The organism is Salmonella sp. 32100201201700099SM, assembly GCF_017572645.1.
Lineage (GTDB): Bacteria > Pseudomonadota > Gammaproteobacteria > Enterobacterales > Enterobacteriaceae > Salmonella > Salmonella enterica.
This window is the reverse complement of the sequence record NZ_JAGERQ010000005.1, coordinates 1-16,981: the sequence shown is the minus strand read 5'-3', so window position 1 is coordinate 16,981 and position 16,981 is coordinate 1. Positions and strand designations below refer to the sequence as shown.

At 54.8% G+C, this 16,981-nt stretch carries 13 protein-coding genes; 7 read left to right on the top strand and 6 right to left on the bottom strand.

Features of this window, described 5'->3' with window-relative positions:
* The first annotated feature begins 98 nt into the window (after nt 1-98).
* Entirely contained in the window at nt 99-1,010 is a 912-nt protein-coding gene (locus J4685_RS09390; RefSeq protein WP_000597931.1) for a LysR family transcriptional regulator, read from the top strand.
* Nucleotides 1,011-1,100: 90 nt separating this feature from the next.
* On the opposite strand, the gene infA is transcribed toward J4685_RS09390, so the two are convergent.
* The 6 genes from infA to trxB form a co-directional block, all read right to left on the bottom strand.
* Nucleotides 1,101-1,319 carry a translation initiation factor IF-1 gene (infA, locus tag J4685_RS09385; RefSeq protein WP_001040186.1) on the bottom strand — a complete coding sequence of 73 codons (219 nt, stop codon included), beginning with the start codon at nt 1,317-1,319 and terminating at the stop codon, nt 1,101-1,103.
* On the bottom strand, nt 1,247-1,630 hold the full coding sequence (locus J4685_RS09380; RefSeq protein ID WP_001637311.1) for a hypothetical protein: 384 nt from the start codon (nt 1,628-1,630) through the stop codon (nt 1,247-1,249). Before J4685_RS09380 ends, infA begins: the two co-directional genes overlap by 73 nt.
* The gene (gene aat / locus J4685_RS09375) at nt 1,631-2,335 is read right to left on the bottom strand and encodes a leucyl/phenylalanyl-tRNA--protein transferase (RefSeq protein ID WP_001241641.1); all 705 of its coding nucleotides are present in this window, start codon (nt 2,333-2,335) and stop codon (nt 1,631-1,633) included.
* Nucleotides 2,336-2,379: 44 nt separating this feature from the next.
* Complete coding sequence (gene cydC / locus J4685_RS09370) at nt 2,380-4,101, bottom strand: heme ABC transporter ATP-binding protein/permease CydC (RefSeq protein ID WP_001202246.1); 1,722 nt, start codon at nt 4,099-4,101, stop codon at nt 2,380-2,382.
* On the bottom strand, nt 4,102-5,868 hold the full coding sequence (gene cydD / locus J4685_RS09365) for a heme ABC transporter permease/ATP-binding protein CydD (RefSeq protein WP_001044548.1): 1,767 nt from the start codon (nt 5,866-5,868) through the stop codon (nt 4,102-4,104).
* Nucleotides 5,869-5,981: 113 nt separating this feature from the next.
* Entirely contained in the window at nt 5,982-6,950 is a 969-nt protein-coding gene (gene trxB / locus J4685_RS09360; RefSeq protein ID WP_000537407.1) for a thioredoxin-disulfide reductase, read from the bottom strand.
* Between the two features lie 546 nt (nt 6,951-7,496).
* Here trxB and lrp point away from each other — a divergent pair.
* The 6 genes from lrp to J4685_RS09330 all read left to right on the top strand — a co-directional run.
* The gene (gene lrp, locus J4685_RS09355) at nt 7,497-7,991 is read left to right on the top strand and encodes a leucine-responsive transcriptional regulator Lrp (protein WP_000228469.1); all 495 of its coding nucleotides are present in this window, start codon (nt 7,497-7,499) and stop codon (nt 7,989-7,991) included.
* 134 nt (nt 7,992-8,125) lie between these two features.
* Entirely contained in the window at nt 8,126-12,226 is a 4,101-nt protein-coding gene (gene ftsK, locus J4685_RS09350; RefSeq protein ID WP_011233088.1) for a DNA translocase FtsK, read from the top strand.
* 142 nt (nt 12,227-12,368) lie between these two features.
* Nucleotides 12,369-12,980 (top strand): outer membrane lipoprotein chaperone LolA, encoded by a 612-nt coding sequence (lolA, locus tag J4685_RS09345; RefSeq protein WP_016505422.1) that lies wholly within the window; start codon nt 12,369-12,371, stop codon nt 12,978-12,980.
* A gap of 9 nt (nt 12,981-12,989) precedes the next feature.
* Complete coding sequence (rarA, locus tag J4685_RS09340) at nt 12,990-14,333, top strand: replication-associated recombination protein RarA (RefSeq protein WP_000067785.1); 1,344 nt, start codon at nt 12,990-12,992, stop codon at nt 14,331-14,333.
* A 258-nt stretch (nt 14,334-14,591) separates the two neighbouring features.
* The gene (gene serS, locus J4685_RS09335; RefSeq protein WP_000886697.1) at nt 14,592-15,884 is read left to right on the top strand and encodes a serine--tRNA ligase; all 1,293 of its coding nucleotides are present in this window, start codon (nt 14,592-14,594) and stop codon (nt 15,882-15,884) included.
* 235 nt (nt 15,885-16,119) lie between these two features.
* Nucleotides 16,120-16,981 (top strand): molybdopterin-dependent oxidoreductase (locus J4685_RS09330; RefSeq protein ID WP_208202737.1); only part of this gene is annotated, 862 nt, incomplete at its 3' end.

Genomic DNA, 16,981 nt, shown 5'->3' with positions numbered 1-16,981 from the left:
TCAGTGGCGTTGTCTTGATGTGAATAAGCTTATATTCATGACAAAATGTTCGGTAGTGGGTAAAATGGCTCATACCGTTCCATTAATAGGACAATGTAATGATAAAAACGGATCTCAATGATTTTGCGTGGTTTGTGCATGTGGTCGAAGAGGGTGGGTTTGCCGCGGCGGGGCGTGCGCTTGATGAACCAAAATCAAAACTGAGCCGGCGTATTGCGCAACTGGAGGAACGGCTGGGCGTGCGATTGATTCAGCGAACCACCCGGCAGTTTAACGTTACCGAAGTGGGGCAAACATTCTATGAGCACTGTAAAGCGATGCTGGTGGAAGCTCAGGCGGCGCAGGATGCCATTGCCGCATTGCAGGTAGAGCCTCGCGGTATCGTGAAGCTAACCTGCCCGGTGACGCTGCTGCATGTACACATCGGCCCAATGCTGGCGAAATTTATGGCGCGTTATCCTGATGTTTCGCTACAGCTTGAAGCAACCAATCGTCGGGTGGACGTCGTAGGGGAGGGGGTGGATGTGGCGATTCGCGTCAGGCCGCGCCCGTTTGAGGATAGCGACCTGGTGATGCGCGTCCTGGCTGACAGAGGGCATCGCCTGTTTGCCAGCCCGGATCTTATCGCACGGATGGGAATCCCTTCCGCGCCGGCGGAGTTGAGCCATTGGCCAGGGCTAAGTCTTGCATCCGGCAAGCATATCCACCGCTGGGAACTTTACGGCCCGCAGGGCGCGCGTGTGGAAGTCCATTTTACCCCGCGTATGATTACTACAGACATGTTGGCGCTACGCGAGGCGGCGATGGCGGGCGTGGGGCTTGTGCAGTTACCTGTCTTAATGGTGAAAGAACAACTGGCCGCCGGTGAACTGGTCGCGGTGCTGGAAGAGTGGGAGCCCCGGCGGGAGGTTATTCATGCTGTGTTCCCATCCCGGCGAGGATTATTACCTTCCGTACGCGCGTTGGTCGATTTTTTGACGGAAGAGTATGCGCGGATGGTGGAAGAGTAACCTGCTCGTCATTCATCGACTTAATGGACGCAAAAAAGGCCGGTTAAACCGACCTTTTATCCAGCCGCCCTTCAGGGCGTGAGGAGACAATTAGCGACTACGGAAGACAATGCGGCCTTTGCTCAGGTCGTACGGGGTCAGCTCAACGGTCACTTTGTCGCCCGTCAGGATGCGGATGTAGTTCTTACGCATTTTACCGGAGATGTGTGCAGTAACCATGTGACCGTTTTCTAACTCTACGCGGAACATGGTATTAGGTAACGTTTCGAGAACGGTACCTTGCATTTCAATATTGTCTTCTTTGGCCATCTAATCCTCTGGGGTATCACTACCATAATTTGAACCGGCAAGATAATGCCGAAGTTCTTTTGATAAGTAAAGATTTGTGCGTTTAAAACACAGCAAACCAAGTTTAGCACATGATTCCGCGACACACGACAACGCCGCGTTATACACCTTTTCCCTGATACTACCGCCTGATGTATCGACATAAGCGCAACATATAAGGGAACGGTGAAATAAACGATGGGCGTTACCTGACAACGGGCTGCGGGATAATGAGCTAAACCAATTCTGCGGCAGCAATTATAACACCCCAATAAAAAATGTGCCGAAAACATTCACTTTCGGGGCAAAAATAATGTCCGCGGCACCCAAAAACGGGAGGCCAGCGGCTGTTGGCGTAAACCCGCGAGGTGATCGAGGTAGTCACGACGTGGAATTTCAATTGCGCCGAGCGAGGCGGTATGACTATTAAGTACCTGACAATCAATAAGTTTACCGCCGTGACGGATAAATTCAGCGCAAAAAACCAGCAGTGCGGTTTTAGAGGCATTCTCCTGGCGGCTAAACATCGATTCGCCGCAAAACAGCGCCCCCTGCGAGACGCCATACATCCCGCCGACCAGTTCCTGATCGCGCCACACTTCAATGGAGTGCGCGTGGCCCAATTCATGTAATCGGCGATAGGCTTCCTCAATACCACGCGTTATCCAGGTGCCTTCGTCACGGTGATTGGCGCATCCATCAATGACCCGATCGAAAGCGTAATTGAGCGTCACGCGGTACGGGGATGCGTTGTGAAAGCGCTTCATGCTGCGGCTGAGGTGAAACTTTTCAGGCCACAGCACGGCGCGCGGATCGGGCGACCACCACAGAATCGGGTCGCCCGGCGAAAACCACGGGAAAATCCCGTGCTGGTAGGCCATTAACAACCGGGCAGGGCTGAGATCGCCGCCCAGCGCCAGTAAACCGTTAGGCTCGCGTAAAGCGCCTTCCGGCGAAGGGAAGGCGATAGAATGTCGGGAAAGCTGAACCAGACGCATGACGGCGAAACTCCAGTACGCAAGTCGGATCGTTCAATAATAGCTTACAGACGTTGTTTAAACTGATAATAGCGCCCTTGTCCGGCTAACAATTCTGCATGAGTGCCTCGCTCAATGATGCGCCCGTCGTCCATTACGATGATTTGATCAAAACGGGCCAGGCCGCGCAAACGGTGAGTCACCATCAGGACGGTTTTTTCGCGCATCACATCGGCAAGTAATTCCAGCATTTCGCTCTCGGTGGTCGCATCCAGCCCCTCAGTGGGCTCATCCAACAGCATTAACGGGGCATCGTGCAACAGCGCGCGGGCGATGGCCAGACGACGAAGTTCGCCGCCGGATAGCAGACGACCGCCTTCGCCGAGCCAGCTATTAAGCCCACTATCTTCGAGCAGATTTTCGAGACCGACGCGACGCAGCATGTCGGAAAGGGCTTCGTCGCTGGCATTGGGCGCCGCCAGTAATAAATTATCACGCAGCGTGGCGCTGAACAGGTGGACACGCTGCGGTACCACGCTGATAGTCCGGCGTAAGGCGGATTCGCTCAACGAGGATAGCGGAAGATCGTTGAGCAGAATTTCGCCTTGTTGCGGGTCCCAGGCGCGGGTGAGTAGCTGCAACAGCGTTGATTTTCCGCAGCCGGTACGCCCCAGAATAGCGACATGCTCGCCAGGATTAGCCTGTAATGAGAGGGCATTGAGCGCATTAATCGGCTGGTCGGGATAACGAAACGAAACGTCCCGCAGGGTGAGTGTGACCTTTTCCGGCGCGAGAGTTTCTGCCTGCGGAAAGGTCACCTCCGGTTTTTGCTCCGTTAATTCAGTGATACGAAGCGCAGAGGCGATAACCTGCCCCAGATGCTGGAATGCACCGGTAACGGGCGCAAGCGCCTCGAAAGCCGCCAGCGCGCAGAAGACAAACAGCGCGATGAGCGCGCCGGGCTGCGTATTGCCGCCAACGCCGCCGGAGGCCATCCACAACATTAACATCACCGCCAGCGCGCCAATCAGCAGCATTAACGCCTGCGATAAGGCGGTGAGTTCAGACTGTCGGCGTTGGGCCTCATGCCATTGTAATTCGGTGGCTTCCATTTGCGCCCGATAGCGTTTGCTGGCGCCAAAAATGGTGAGTTCCGCCTGGCCCTGTAACCATGACGTGAGCTGCTGGCGATACTGACCGCGTAGATGCGTCAGATTTTGGCCGGTATTTTTGCCGGCGCGATAAAACACCGGCGGCATAATAAACAGCGTCAACAGCATAATGCCGCCCAGCGTGATCGCCAGCGTCACGTCGAGAACGCTAAGCCCCAGGGTGACAATCATAATCACTACAAAAGCACCGACCAGCGGGGAGATGACGCGCAAATAGAGATGATCCAGCGTGTCGACGTCGGCAACGATGCGGTTCAGCAGTTCACCTTGCTGATATCGCGCCAGACCCGCGGGGGAGAGCGGTAGAAGTTTGCTGAAGGTGTAAATACGCAGATGTTGCAGCACGCGGAACGTGGCGTCATGACTTACCAGACGTTCAAAATAACGACCAGCGGTACGGGTAATGGCCGCGCCGCGCACGCCGGCTGCCGGGAGCATATAGTTAAAACTGTAAATTCCCGCGAAGCCTGCGATAGCGGACGCGGACAGGAACCAGCCGGAAAGCGTCAGCAGCCCGATACTGGCAAGCAGGGTCAGGATTGCCAGCGCAATTCCCAGCGTTAGCATCCATTTGTGGCGTTTATAAAGCGTCAGATAAGGGAGTAGCGCGCGCATTTAAATATCCTCCTGACGGTGAGCCAATAACGTCGCAAAAGCGCCGTTGGCGGCGCTGAGTTCGGCATAACTGCCTTGTTCGACAATCGCGCCATCTTGCATAACCCAGATAGCGTCCCAGTCGGCGAGATCTTCCAACTGATGCGTCACCATTAATGTGGTCTGGCGTTTTGACGCCGCTTTTAACGCCTGCATGACGCGTTGCTCGCTGTGAGCGTCCAGGCTTGCCGCCGGTTCATCCAGCAGTAGCAGTTGACAGGGATTAAGTAGCGCACGGGCGACCGCTACACGCTGTGCCTGGCCGACGGAAAGTCTGCTGGCATGATTGCCGAGCGGGGTGTCTACTCCCTGCGACAGCAGCGGTAAAAACTCGCTTACCCATGCGGCGTCAAGCGCGGCATAAAGTTCCTGCTCGCTGGCGTCCGGGCGCGCCAGTAATACATTTTCGCGTAGCGTCGCCGCAGGTAATTGCGGGTTTTGCCCAACCCAGGAGAGATGCTGGCGCCAGGATTCCGGCGAGAGATCGCGAAGCTCGACACCGTTAATACGCAAAGATCCCTGATAGGAGAGAAAACCGGATAATACATTCAACAGAGAGCTTTTACCGGAACCGCTGCGTCCTACCAGGACGGCGCGTTCTCCTGCCGCTAATGAGAAATTCAGTGGCCCGGCAAGCGTTTTGCCTTCTGGCGAAGTGATAATAAGATTGACTGCGTCAATGGTTACAGGTTCGTTTTCCGCCAGCTCAACTTCGCCGCGCGCCGGGTGGGCGAGGGGTGTTTCCAGAAACGTCTTCAGACTATCCGCCGCGCCAACCGCCTGCGCCTTAGCATGATAAAACGTGCCGAGGTCGCGTAACGGCTGGAAAAACTCCGGCGCGAGGATCAAGGCGAGGAACCCGGCGGCGAGTGTCACGCCGGTACCGTAATGACCAAAGTTCAGCTCGCCCAGGTAAGAGAAGCCAAAATAAACGGCGACTAGCGCAATAGAAAGCGAGGTGAAAAACTCCAGCACGCCGGAAGATAAAAAGGCGAGGCGCAGTACTTCCATCGTGCGCTGACGAAAATCCTGCGATGCTGCGCGAATGCTCTCGGTTTCCGCTTCTCTACGACCGAAAATTCGCAGCGTTTCCATCCCGCGCAGACGGTCAAGAAAATGGCCGCTTAGCCGGGCAAGCGCCAGGAAATTGCGGCGGTTGGCGTCAGCCGCGCCCATCCCCACCATCGCCATAAATAGGGGAATGAGCGGGGCGGTGCCCAGCAGAATCAGCGCCGCCGCCCAATTTGACGGGAAAATCGCCGCCACGATTAAGAGCGGTACGCAAACGGCAAGCGCCATTTGCGGCAGATAGCGCGCATAATAGTCATGCATATCGTCAATCTGTTCCAACACCAGCGTCGCCCAGCTACCGGCGGGCTTGCCCTGAATCCAGGCTGGGCCGGCTTGCTGCAGACGATCCAACACCTGACGGCGGATCTCAAAGCGAATATGTTGTCCGGCATGAAAACCGACGCGCTCGCGCAACCACACCACCCAGGCGCGGAGGACAAAGACCAGTATCAGCAGGATAAAAGGGAGCAACAGCGCTTCCCGTGGAATGTTCTCCATGATCATATGTTGCAGGATACGCGCCATGATCCAGGCCTGAGCGACAATTAATACGCCACTCATGAACCCCAACAGGCGGGAAATATTCAACCACCGTTGGGAGATTACGCTTTGCTGTTTTAACCAGCGGGTCAGCTCTTTTTGACGGGTTTTATTCATTGCACGCTTAGCAGGTGAGTTATTGGAATTTCAGGCAGGGCAATGTTACAACGACGCAAAAATAAAGGCGACTTATAGTCGCCTTTTTTACTTTTGTTACTGATTTGTAAAAACTATTTACTCGCGTCGGCCAGACCATCGAGATAGCGTTCAGCATCCAGCGCCGCCATACAACCCGTGCCTGCAGAGGTGATCGCCTGACGGTAAATATGATCCATGACGTCACCCGCCGCGAATACGCCAGGGATGCTGGTTTGTGTGGCGTTGCCATGGGTGCCGGACTGAACTTTGATATAACCATTTTCCAGCTCAAGCTGGCCTTCGAAGAGCGCCGTGTTTGGGCTATGACCGATGGCTACGAAAAGTCCGGCGATGTCCAGCGTCTCGATATTATCGCTCTGCTGCGTGTCGCGAAGGCGCAGACCGGTGACGCCCATCTGATCGCCGGTCACTTCTTCCAGCGTCCGGTTGGTGTGCAGAATGATATTGCCATTTTCAACTTTATCCATCAGGCGCTTAATGAGGATTTTTTCAGCGCGGAAACCGTCACGGCGATGGATAAGGTGCACTTCCGAAGCGATGTTGGACAGATAAAGCGCTTCTTCAACCGCGGTGTTGCCGCCGCCGATCACCGCCACTTTCTGATTGCGGTAGAAGAAACCGTCGCAGGTTGCGCAGGCGGAAACGCCGCGCCCTTTAAAGGCTTCTTCCGATGGCAGCCCCAGATAGCGCGCGGAAGCGCCGGTCGCAATGATCAACGCATCACAAGTGTACTCTGCGCTGTCACCTGTCAGACGGAACGGACGATTTTGCAGATCCACGTTGTTGATGTGATCAAAGATTATCTCAGTTTCAAATTTTGCCGCATGCTCATGCATGCGTTCCATCAGCAGCGGGCCGGTCAAATCGTTTGGATCGCCGGGCCAGTTTTCCACTTCCGTCGTGGTAGTCAGTTGACCGCCTTTTTCCATACCGGTAATAAGTACGGGCTGTAAATTTGCGCGCGCGGCATACACCGCTGCGGTATATCCCGCCGGTCCTGAGCCCAGAATAAGCAGCTTACTGTGTTTGGTCGTGCCCATGAGATCCCCATAGTTGTTGGCAGACAATGAGCAGAATTGTAGGGAATTTACAGACGTAAAAAAAGAGCATAACGATTTTGTTAACAATATGTGTAATAGCATGAACCGATGAACGACCGCGACAGCGACGTTATCATCACAAATTTTACTTAAAATCGGTAACTTATAAGGTGGCGAAATGACAGTTTACCGCCCTCTCTAATGAATAACTGGCATGTTGTACTAAAAATCGATGTTTTGCTTTGACAATCACCTGCTGTTTTGCGAAAACATTCGAGGAAGAAAAAAACTGTGTTATGTATGTGCTGCATAATCATGCATGTAAATACCATGTTTACCGGGCTAGTGAAATCTACGCATGGCGTGGACAGACGCCATTCGTGATGTCGATAGCTGCCGCGAGGCAACGGTCTTCTCACCATAGACCAGGCATTGCGCGCCGTTAATCCCTCTGGGTTTCGGTCTATTGTGATGGGCAGCGACTCTGAACAGTGATGTGAGTAGAGTCAGGCAGGAGTAGGGAAGGAATACAGAGAGACAATAATAATGGTAGATAGCAAGAAGCGCCCTGGCAAAGATCTCGACCGTATCGATCGTAACATTCTTAATGAACTGCAAAAGGATGGGCGTATTTCCAACGTCGAGCTTTCTAAACGAGTAGGACTTTCGCCGACACCTTGCCTTGAGCGTGTGCGTCGGCTGGAGCGACAGGGGTTTATCCAGGGCTATACGGCGCTGTTGAACCCGCATTATCTGGATGCGTCACTTCTGGTATTCGTTGAGATTACCTTAAATCGCGGCGCGCCGGATGTGTTTGAACAGTTTAATGCCGCCGTGCAAAAGCTTGAAGAGATTCAGGAGTGTCATTTGGTTTCCGGCGATTTCGACTACCTGTTGAAAACCCGTGTACCGGATATGTCAGCGTATCGAAAACTATTGGGAGAGACGTTGCTGCGCTTGCCAGGTGTGAACGACACCCGAACTTACGTAGTGATGGAAGAGGTAAAACAGAGTAATCGTCTGGTTATTAAGACACGCTAACACGGAACAGGTGCAAAATCGCCGTAGTTTGATTACACTCCTGTTAATCCATACAGCAACAGTGCCGGGGCAACCCGGTGCTGTTGTCCGTTTTAGCATCGGGCGGGAAAAGCCTGGAACCTGGAGAGCCTTTTTTGAGCCAGGAATATACTGAAGACAAAGACGTCACATTGACGAAGTTAAGCAGCGGGCGCCGACTTCTGGAAGCGTTGTTGATACTTATTGCTCTTTTTGCCGTCTGGTTGATGGCGGCCTTGTTGAGCTTTAACCCTTCAGACCCCAGTTGGTCGCAAACCGCCTGGCATGAACCCATCCATAATTTAGGCGGCGCGCCGGGCGCGTGGCTGGCCGATACACTGTTCTTTATTTTTGGCGTAATGGCCTACACCATCCCTGTCATTATTGTCGGCGGGTGTTGGTTTGCGTGGCGTCATCAGTCTACGGATGATTACATCGACTATTTTGCTGTGTCGCTACGCCTTATCGGCGTGCTGGCGCTGATTCTCACTTCCTGCGGTCTGGCGGCCATTAATGCCGACGATATCTGGTATTTCGCCTCCGGCGGCGTAATTGGCAGCCTGTTAAGCACCACGCTGCAGCCGTTGTTGCATAGTAGCGGCGGAACGATAATGCTTCTCTGTATTTGGGCTGCCGGGCTGACGCTCTTTACCGGCTGGTCCTGGGTCAGTATCGCCGAAAAATTAGGCGGCTGGCTGCTTAATATACTGACCTTCGCCAGCAACCGTACCCGGCGTGATGATACGTGGGTTGACGACGAAGAGTATGATGACGAATACGATGAAGAAACCGACGGCGTGCAGCGTGAATCTCGCCGGGCGCGTATTTTGCGCGGCGCGTTGGCGCGTCGTAAGCGACTGGCTGAAAAATTCAGCAATCCACGGGGCCGTCAGACCGATGCCGCGCTCTTTTCCGGCAAACGGATGGATGATGACGAGGACATTCAGTATAGCGCGCGCGGCGTCGCTGCCGATCCCGACGACGTTCTGTTTTCGGGCAACCGTGCGACGCAGCCGGAATATGATGAATATGATCCGCTGTTAAACGGCCATTCTGTCACCGAACCGGTCGCCGCCGCTGCGGCCGCAACTGCCGTCACCCAGACGTGGGCAGCGTCCGCCGATCCCATAATGCAAACGCCGCCCATGCCGGGGGCTGAGCCGGTTGTCGCGCAACCGACCGTGGAGTGGCAGCCCGTACCGGGGCCGCAAACCGGCGAACCGGTTATCGCGCCTGCGCCGGAGGGGTATCAGCCGCATCCGCAATATGCTCAACCGCAAGAGGCGCAAAGTGCGCCGTGGCAGCAACCTGTGCCTGTCGCTTCCGCGCCGCAATACGCCGCGACGCCAGCGACCGCAGCAGAATATGACTCTCTTGCGCCGCAGGAAACACAGCCGCAATGGCAGGCGCCGGATGCCGAACAACACTGGCAGCCGGAGCCGACCCATCAGCCGGAGCCGATAGCGGCTGAACCTTCCCACATGCCGCCGCCGGTTATCGAACAGCCGGTTACCACCGAGCCTGAACCTGGCATAGAAGAGACCAGACCCGCCCGTCCTCCGCTTTACTATTTTGAAGAGGTGGAAGAGAAACGCGCCCGTGAACGCGAACAACTGGCGGCATGGTATCAACCGATTCCGGAGCCGGTAAAAGAGAACGTGCCGGTCAAACCTACGGTATCTGTCGCGCCGTCCATACCGCCAGTGGAAGCGGTAGCCGCCGCCGCGTCGCTTGACGCAGGTATTAAGAGTGGCGCCCTGGCAGCAGGCGCCGCGGCCGCTGCGCCTGCCTTTAGTTTGGCTACCGGCGGCGCGCCGCGTCCGCAGGTGAAAGAGGGAATTGGTCCACAACTGCCGCGTCCGAACCGCGTTCGCGTGCCGACCCGACGGGAACTGGCGTCGTACGGTATTAAGCTGCCGTCACAGAGGATTGCAGAAGAAAAAGCCCGCGAGGCGGAGCGCAATCAGTACGAGACGGGCGTGCAGCTAACCGATGAAGAAATAGATGCAATGCATCAGGACGAGTTAGCCCGTCAGTTTGCGCAGTCGCAGCAGCATCGTTATGGTGAGACGTATCAGCACGATACTCAACAGGCAGAAGATGACGATACCGCTGCGGAAGCTGAATTAGCCCGCCAGTTTGCCGCTTCGCAACAGCAGCGCTATTCCGGCGAGCAACCCGCTGGCGCGCAGCCGTTCTCACTGGACGATCTGGATTTCTCGCCAATGAAAGTATTGGTTGATGAAGGTCCGCACGAACCGCTGTTCACGCCGGGTGTCATGCCCGAGTCAACGCCTGTTCAGCAACCGGTAGCGCCGCAGCCTCAGCCACAGTACCAGCAGTCGCAACAGCCGGTAGCGCCGCAGTCACAGTATCAGCAGCCGCAACAGCCGGTAGCGCCGCAGCCTCAGCCACAGTACCAGCAGTCGCAACAGCCGGTAGCGCCGCAGTCACAGTATCAGCAGCCGCAACAGCCGGTAGCGCCGCAGCCGCAGTATCAGCAGCCGCAACAGCCGGTAGCACCGCAGCCGCAGTATCAGCAGCCGCAGCAACCGACAGCGCCACAGCCGCAGTATCAACAGCCGGTAGCGCCGCAGCCGCAGTATCAGCAGCCGCAACAGCCGGTAGCGCCGCAACCGCAGTATCAGCAGCCGCAACAGCCGACAGCGCCGCAAGACAGCCTGATCCACCCGCTGTTGATGCGTAACGGCGACAGTCGTCCATTACAGCGTCCGACGACGCCGCTGCCTTCGTTAGATCTTCTGACGCCGCCGCCGAGCGAAGTTGAACCGGTAGATACCTTTGCGCTGGAACAAATGGCGCGTCTGGTTGAAGCGCGTCTGGCGGATTTCCGCATTAAAGCTGATGTGGTGAACTATTCGCCAGGCCCGGTCATTACTCGCTTTGAACTGAATCTGGCCCCGGGCGTTAAAGCGGCGCGTATCTCCAACCTTTCCCGGGATCTGGCGCGCTCCTTGTCAACGGTAGCCGTACGTGTTGTGGAAGTCATTCCAGGCAAACCTTACGTAGGGTTGGAATTGCCGAACAAGAAACGGCAAACCGTTTATCTGCGCGAAGTGTTGGATAACGCCAAATTTCGCGAGAATCCGTCGCCGCTTACCGTGGTGTTAGGTAAGGATATCGCGGGCGATCCGGTAGTGGCGGATCTGGCGAAAATGCCTCACCTGCTGGTGGCCGGTACGACCGGTTCCGGTAAGTCGGTCGGGGTTAACGCCATGATCCTCAGTATGCTGTATAAAGCGCAGCCGGAAGACGTTCGCTTTATCATGATCGACCCGAAAATGTTAGAACTCTCGGTCTATGAAGGTATACCGCATCTGCTGACGGAAGTTGTTACCGACATGAAAGACGCGGCTAACGCGTTACGCTGGAGCGTCAATGAGATGGAGCGTCGCTATAAGCTGATGTCCGCGCTCGGCGTGCGTAATCTGGCTGGGTATAACGAGAAAATCGCCGAAGCGGCCCGCATGGGACGCCCGATTCCGGACCCGTACTGGAAGCCGGGCGACAGTATGGATGTTCAGCATCCGGTTCTGGAAAAACTCCCGTATATCGTGGTACTGGTTGATGAATTTGCCGACCTGATGATGACCGTCGGTAAAAAAGTTGAAGAGCTGATCGCGCGTCTGGCGCAGAAAGCGCGCGCCGCGGGGATTCACCTGGTACTGGCGACGCAGCGTCCGTCGGTCGATGTGATTACTGGTTTAATTAAAGCCAACATTCCAACCCGTATCGCTTTTACCGTATCCAGCAAGATCGACTCCCGCACCATTCTTGATCAGGGTGGCGCTGAGTCGCTATTGGGAATGGGGGACATGCTCTATTCCGGACCAAACTCCACCATGCCGGTACGTGTCCATGGGGCGTTTGTGCGTGACCAGGAAGTCCATGCGGTGGTGCAGGACTGGAAAGCGCGCGGTCGTCCGCAATATGTGGATGGCATTACCTCCGACAGCGAAAGCGAAGGTGGCGGTGGCGGTTTTGACGGCGGCGAAGAATTAGATGCGCTATTCGATCAGGCCGTTAATTTCGTCACCCAGAAGCGTAAAGCGTCCATTTCCGGCGTTCAGCGTCAGTTCCGCATCGGCTATAACCGTGCGGCGCGTATTATCGAACAGATGGAAGCGCAGGGTATTGTCAGCGCTCAGGGGCATAACGGTAATCGTGAAGTGCTGGCTCCGCCGCCTTTTGAGTAAACCTGTAAGCCGGATGGCGCTGTGCAGGCTGCCATCCGGCAACAAAATTCAGTATTTTCTTCTTTCCTCATGCTGATTTTTGGCCTGGAATAGAAAGCAAAAGGAGCTCCTGGTCGGGAGTGTCGAAACCTGAGGAATAATGATGAAAAAAATGGCAATCGCCTGTGCATTACTTTCAAGCGTTGTAGCCAGCAGCGTATGGGCTGACGCCGTCAGCTCTCTGAAAAGCCGTCTGGATAAAGTGAGCAGCTTTCATGCCACCTTTACTCAAAAAGTCACCGATGGCAGCGGTGCCGCGGTGCAGGAGGGACAGGGTGATTTATGGGTTAAGCGGCCAAATCTTTTCAACTGGCATATGACGCAACCTGACGAGAGTATTCTGGTTTCTGACGGCAAAACGTTATGGTTCTATAACCCGTTTGTAGAACAGGCTACCGCCACGTGGTTGAAAGATGCCACCGGAAATACACCGTTTATGCTGATTGCCCGCAACCAGGCCAGCGACTGGCAGCAGTATAATATTAAGCAGGATGGCGATAATTTTGTGCTGACGCCGAAAGCCAGCAACGGCAATCTGAAACAGTTCACCATCAATGTGGGACGCGACGGGACTATCCACCAGTTTAGCGCCGTAGAACAAGACGATCAGCGTAGCGCCTATCAGCTAAAATCCCAGCAAAACGGCGCTGTTGATCCGTCAAAATTTACGTTTACTCCGCCGCAAGGGGTAACGATAGACGACCAACGTAAGTAGAGGCGATGAGTGAGCAATCTGTCGCTCGATTTTTCTGATAATACGTTTCAACCGCTGGCCGCGCGAATGCGGCCGGAAAATTTAGCGCAGTATATCGGCCAGCAGCATTTGCTGGCCGCAGGTAAGCCGTTGCCTCGCGCTATTGAGGCCGGGCATCTGCACTCCATGATTTTATGGGGGCCGCCAGGGACGGGGAAAACCACGCTCGCTGAAGTGATCGCCCGCTACGCCAGCGCCGATGTCGAGCGTATTTCCGCCGTCACTTCTGGGGTAAAAGAGATTCGTGAAGCTATCGAGCGCGCCCGCCAGAATCGTAATGCCGGTCGCCGTACCATCCTGTTTGTCGATGAAGTGCATCGCTTTAACAAAAGCCAACAGGACGCCTTTTTACCGCATATCGAAGATGGCACTATCACCTTTATCGGCGCGACCACGGAAAATCCCTCTTTTGAGCTGAACTCGGCGCTATTGTCGCGAGCGCGGGTCTATCTGCTGAAATCGTTGACCACTGACGATATTGAGCAAGTACTGGACCAGGCGATGCAGGACAAAACGCGTGGTTACGGCGATCAGGATATCGTGTTACCGGATGAGACACGGCGAGCGATTGCTGAGTTGGTCAATGGCGACGCGCGGCGCGCCTTAAATACGCTGGAAATGATGGCTGATATGGCGGAGGCGGATGACAGCGGCAAACGCGTTTTATTGCCCGCCTTGTTGACCGAGATCGCCGGCGAGCGCAGCGCGCGTTTTGATAACAAAGGCGATCGCTTCTACGATCTTATTTCCGCCTTACATAAATCAGTGCGCGGCAGCGCGCCGGATGCCGCCCTCTATTGGTATGCCCGTATCATTACCGCGGGAGGCGATCCGCTGTACGTGGCGCGTCGCTGCCTGGCGATTGCCTCGGAAGATGTGGGTAATGCCGATCCGCGCGCGATGCAGGTCGCCATTGCCGCGTGGGATTGTTTCACCCGCGTCGGCCCGGCTGAAGGCGAAAGGGCGATCGCGCAGGCTATCGTTTATCTCGCCTGCGCGCCGAAGAGCAACGCCGTCTATACCGCCTTTAAGGCTGCGCTGGCCGATGCGCGCGAACGTCCTGATTATGACGTTCCTGTCCATCTGCGTAATGCGCCAACCAAACTGATGAAAGAGATGGGCTATGGCCAGGAGTACCGCTATGCCCACGATGAGCCCAATGCCTATGCTGCGGGTGAAGTGTACTTCCCGCCGGAAATCGCGCAAACGCGCTATTATCATCCGACAAATCGTGGTCTGGAAGGCAAGATTGGCGAAAAGCTCGCCTGGCTGGCTGAACAGGATCAAAATAGCCCCACAAAACGCTACCGCTAGTGTAAACGTTGCGGTAAGGTTATCTCTAAATATGATGCTCCAGGTATCATGGCGTTGATGATGAATCTCGTTATGCCTGATAGCACGCTGCTTATGAGGTCCGCGGGTATAGCGCAATGGATGCGTTGTTGCTGTCGTCGGTCAGGTAAGGCGAAAACGTCGCTATTACGTAAACGCGGTTTACGTTCATCAATACAATCAGAGGCGATCATCAATTGATCGCGTTTCCTTTTATTATTCGATAAGCACAGGATAAGCATGCTCGATCCCAATCTGCTGCGTAATGAGCCAGACGCAGTCGCTGAAAAACTGGCACGCCGGGGCTTTAAGCTGGATGTAGATAAGCTGCGCGCTCTTGAAGAGCGTCGTAAAGTTTTGCAGGTCAACACGGAAAACCTGCAGGCGGAGCGTAATTCTCGATCGAAATCCATCGGCCAGGCGAAAGCGCGCGGGGAAGATATCGAGCCTTTACGCCTGGAAGTGAATAAACTGGGCGAAGAGCTGGATGCGGCGAAAGCCGAGCTGGATACCTTGCTGGCGGAGATCCGCGATATCGCGCTGACCATCCCAAACCTGCCTGCGGATGAAGTGCCGGTAGGTAAAGATGAAAACGACAACGTTGAAGTCAGCCGCTGGGGTACCCCGCGTGAGTTTGATTTTGAAATCCGCGATCACGTCACCTTAGGGGAAATGCACTCCGGCCTCGACTTTGCCGCCGCGGTTAAGCTGACCGGCTCCCGTTTTGTGGTGATGAAAGGACAGATTGCGCGTATGCATCGCGCATTGTCGCAGTTCATGTTGGATCTGCATACGGAACAGCACGGCTATAGCGAAAACTACGTGCCGTATCTGGTTAACCACGACACGCTGTATGGCACCGGTCAACTGCCGAAATTCGCAGGCGACTTGTTCCATACCCGTCCGCTGGAAGAAGAAGCAGACAGCAGCAACTATGCTTTGATCCCGACGGCGGAGGTTCCGCTGACCAATCTGGTACGCGATGAAATCATCGACGAAGATCAGCTGCCGATTAAAATGACGGCGCATACGCCTTGTTTCCGTTCTGAAGCAGGTTCTTATGGTCGTGATACCCGTGGCCTGATTCGTATGCATCAGTTTGACAAAGTGGAAATGGTGCAGATCGTTCGCCCGGAAGATTCTATGGCTGCGTTGGAAGAGATGACCGGTCACGCGGAAAAAGTGCTCCAGCTACTGGGACTGCCGTACCGTAAAATTATTCTGTGCACTGGCGATATGGGCTTCGGCGCCTGCAAAACCTATGACCTCGAAGTCTGGGTTCCGGCGCAGAATACCTACCGCGAGATCTCTTCCTGCTCTAACGTCTGGGACTTCCAGGCGCGTCGTATGCAGGCACGCTGTCGCAGCAAGTCCGACAAAAAGACCCGTCTGGTCCATACCCTGAATGGTTCTGGTCTGGCGGTAGGTCGTACCCTGGTGGCCGTGATGGAAAACTATCAGCAGGCTGATGGCCGCATTGAAGTGCCGGAAGTATTACGTCCGTACATGAACGGACTGGAATATATCGGCTAATCCTCGCTTTCTCCTCTTCTAAAAAGCGCCTTCGGGCGCTTTTTTTATGCCAGTTTGATACCGGACAATAATTCCTACCCTATTAGGGGTAATACTGATTTCGAATGAAGGTCAGTTTTTAACACTATTTTTCTACTTTTTCGATATATATCAGACTTTATAGCGATGTTATCGCTATATAAAATTCTATACATCGTTTTATTATTTTTTATTGTGAGCAGCAGAGTGAGCCCTTATGAAAACTAAGATCCCTGATGCCGTGCTGGCAGCCGAGGTGAGCCGTCGTGGTTTAGTCAAAACCACCGCGTTAGGCGGCCTGGCGATGGCCAGTAGCGCATTTACCCTGCCATTTACCCGCATCGCTAACGCCGCAGAGGCAATAAGCCCGGCGAAAACCGGCGAGAAAGTCGTCTGGAGCGCCTGTACGGTAAACTGTGGCAGCCGTTGTCCGCTACGTATGCATGTTGTGGATGGCGAAATCAAATATGTAGAAACGGATAATACCGGAAACGATGATTACGATGGCCTGCATCAGGTTCGCGCCTGCCTGCGCGGGCGTTCCAGTCGCTGGCGCGTTTATAGCCCGGATCGCATTAAGTATCCGATGAAAAGAGTGGGAAAACGCGGCGAAGGTAAATTTGAGCGTATTAGCTGGGACGAAGCCTACGATATCATTGCCACCAATATGCAGCGTCTTATCAAAGAGTATGGCAACGAGTCCATTTATCTGAACTATGGCACGGGAACGCTGGGCGGCACTTTGACACGTTCATGGCCGCCGGGAAAAACGCTGGTCGCTCGTCTGATGAACTGCTGCGGCGGTTATCTTAACCACTACGGTGATTACTCTTCCGCGCAAATCGCAGCGGGTCTGAACTACACCTATGGCGGCTGGGCGGATGGCAATAGTCCATCCGACATTGAAAACAGTAAGCTGGTGGTGTTGTTTGGTAATAACCCTGGCGAAACCCGCATGAGCGGCGGCGGCATTACCTGGTTTCTGGAGCAAGCGCGTGAACGCTCAAATGCGCGCATGATCGTGATAGATCCGCGCTATACCGATACCGCTGCCGGACGTGAAGACGAGTGGATACCGA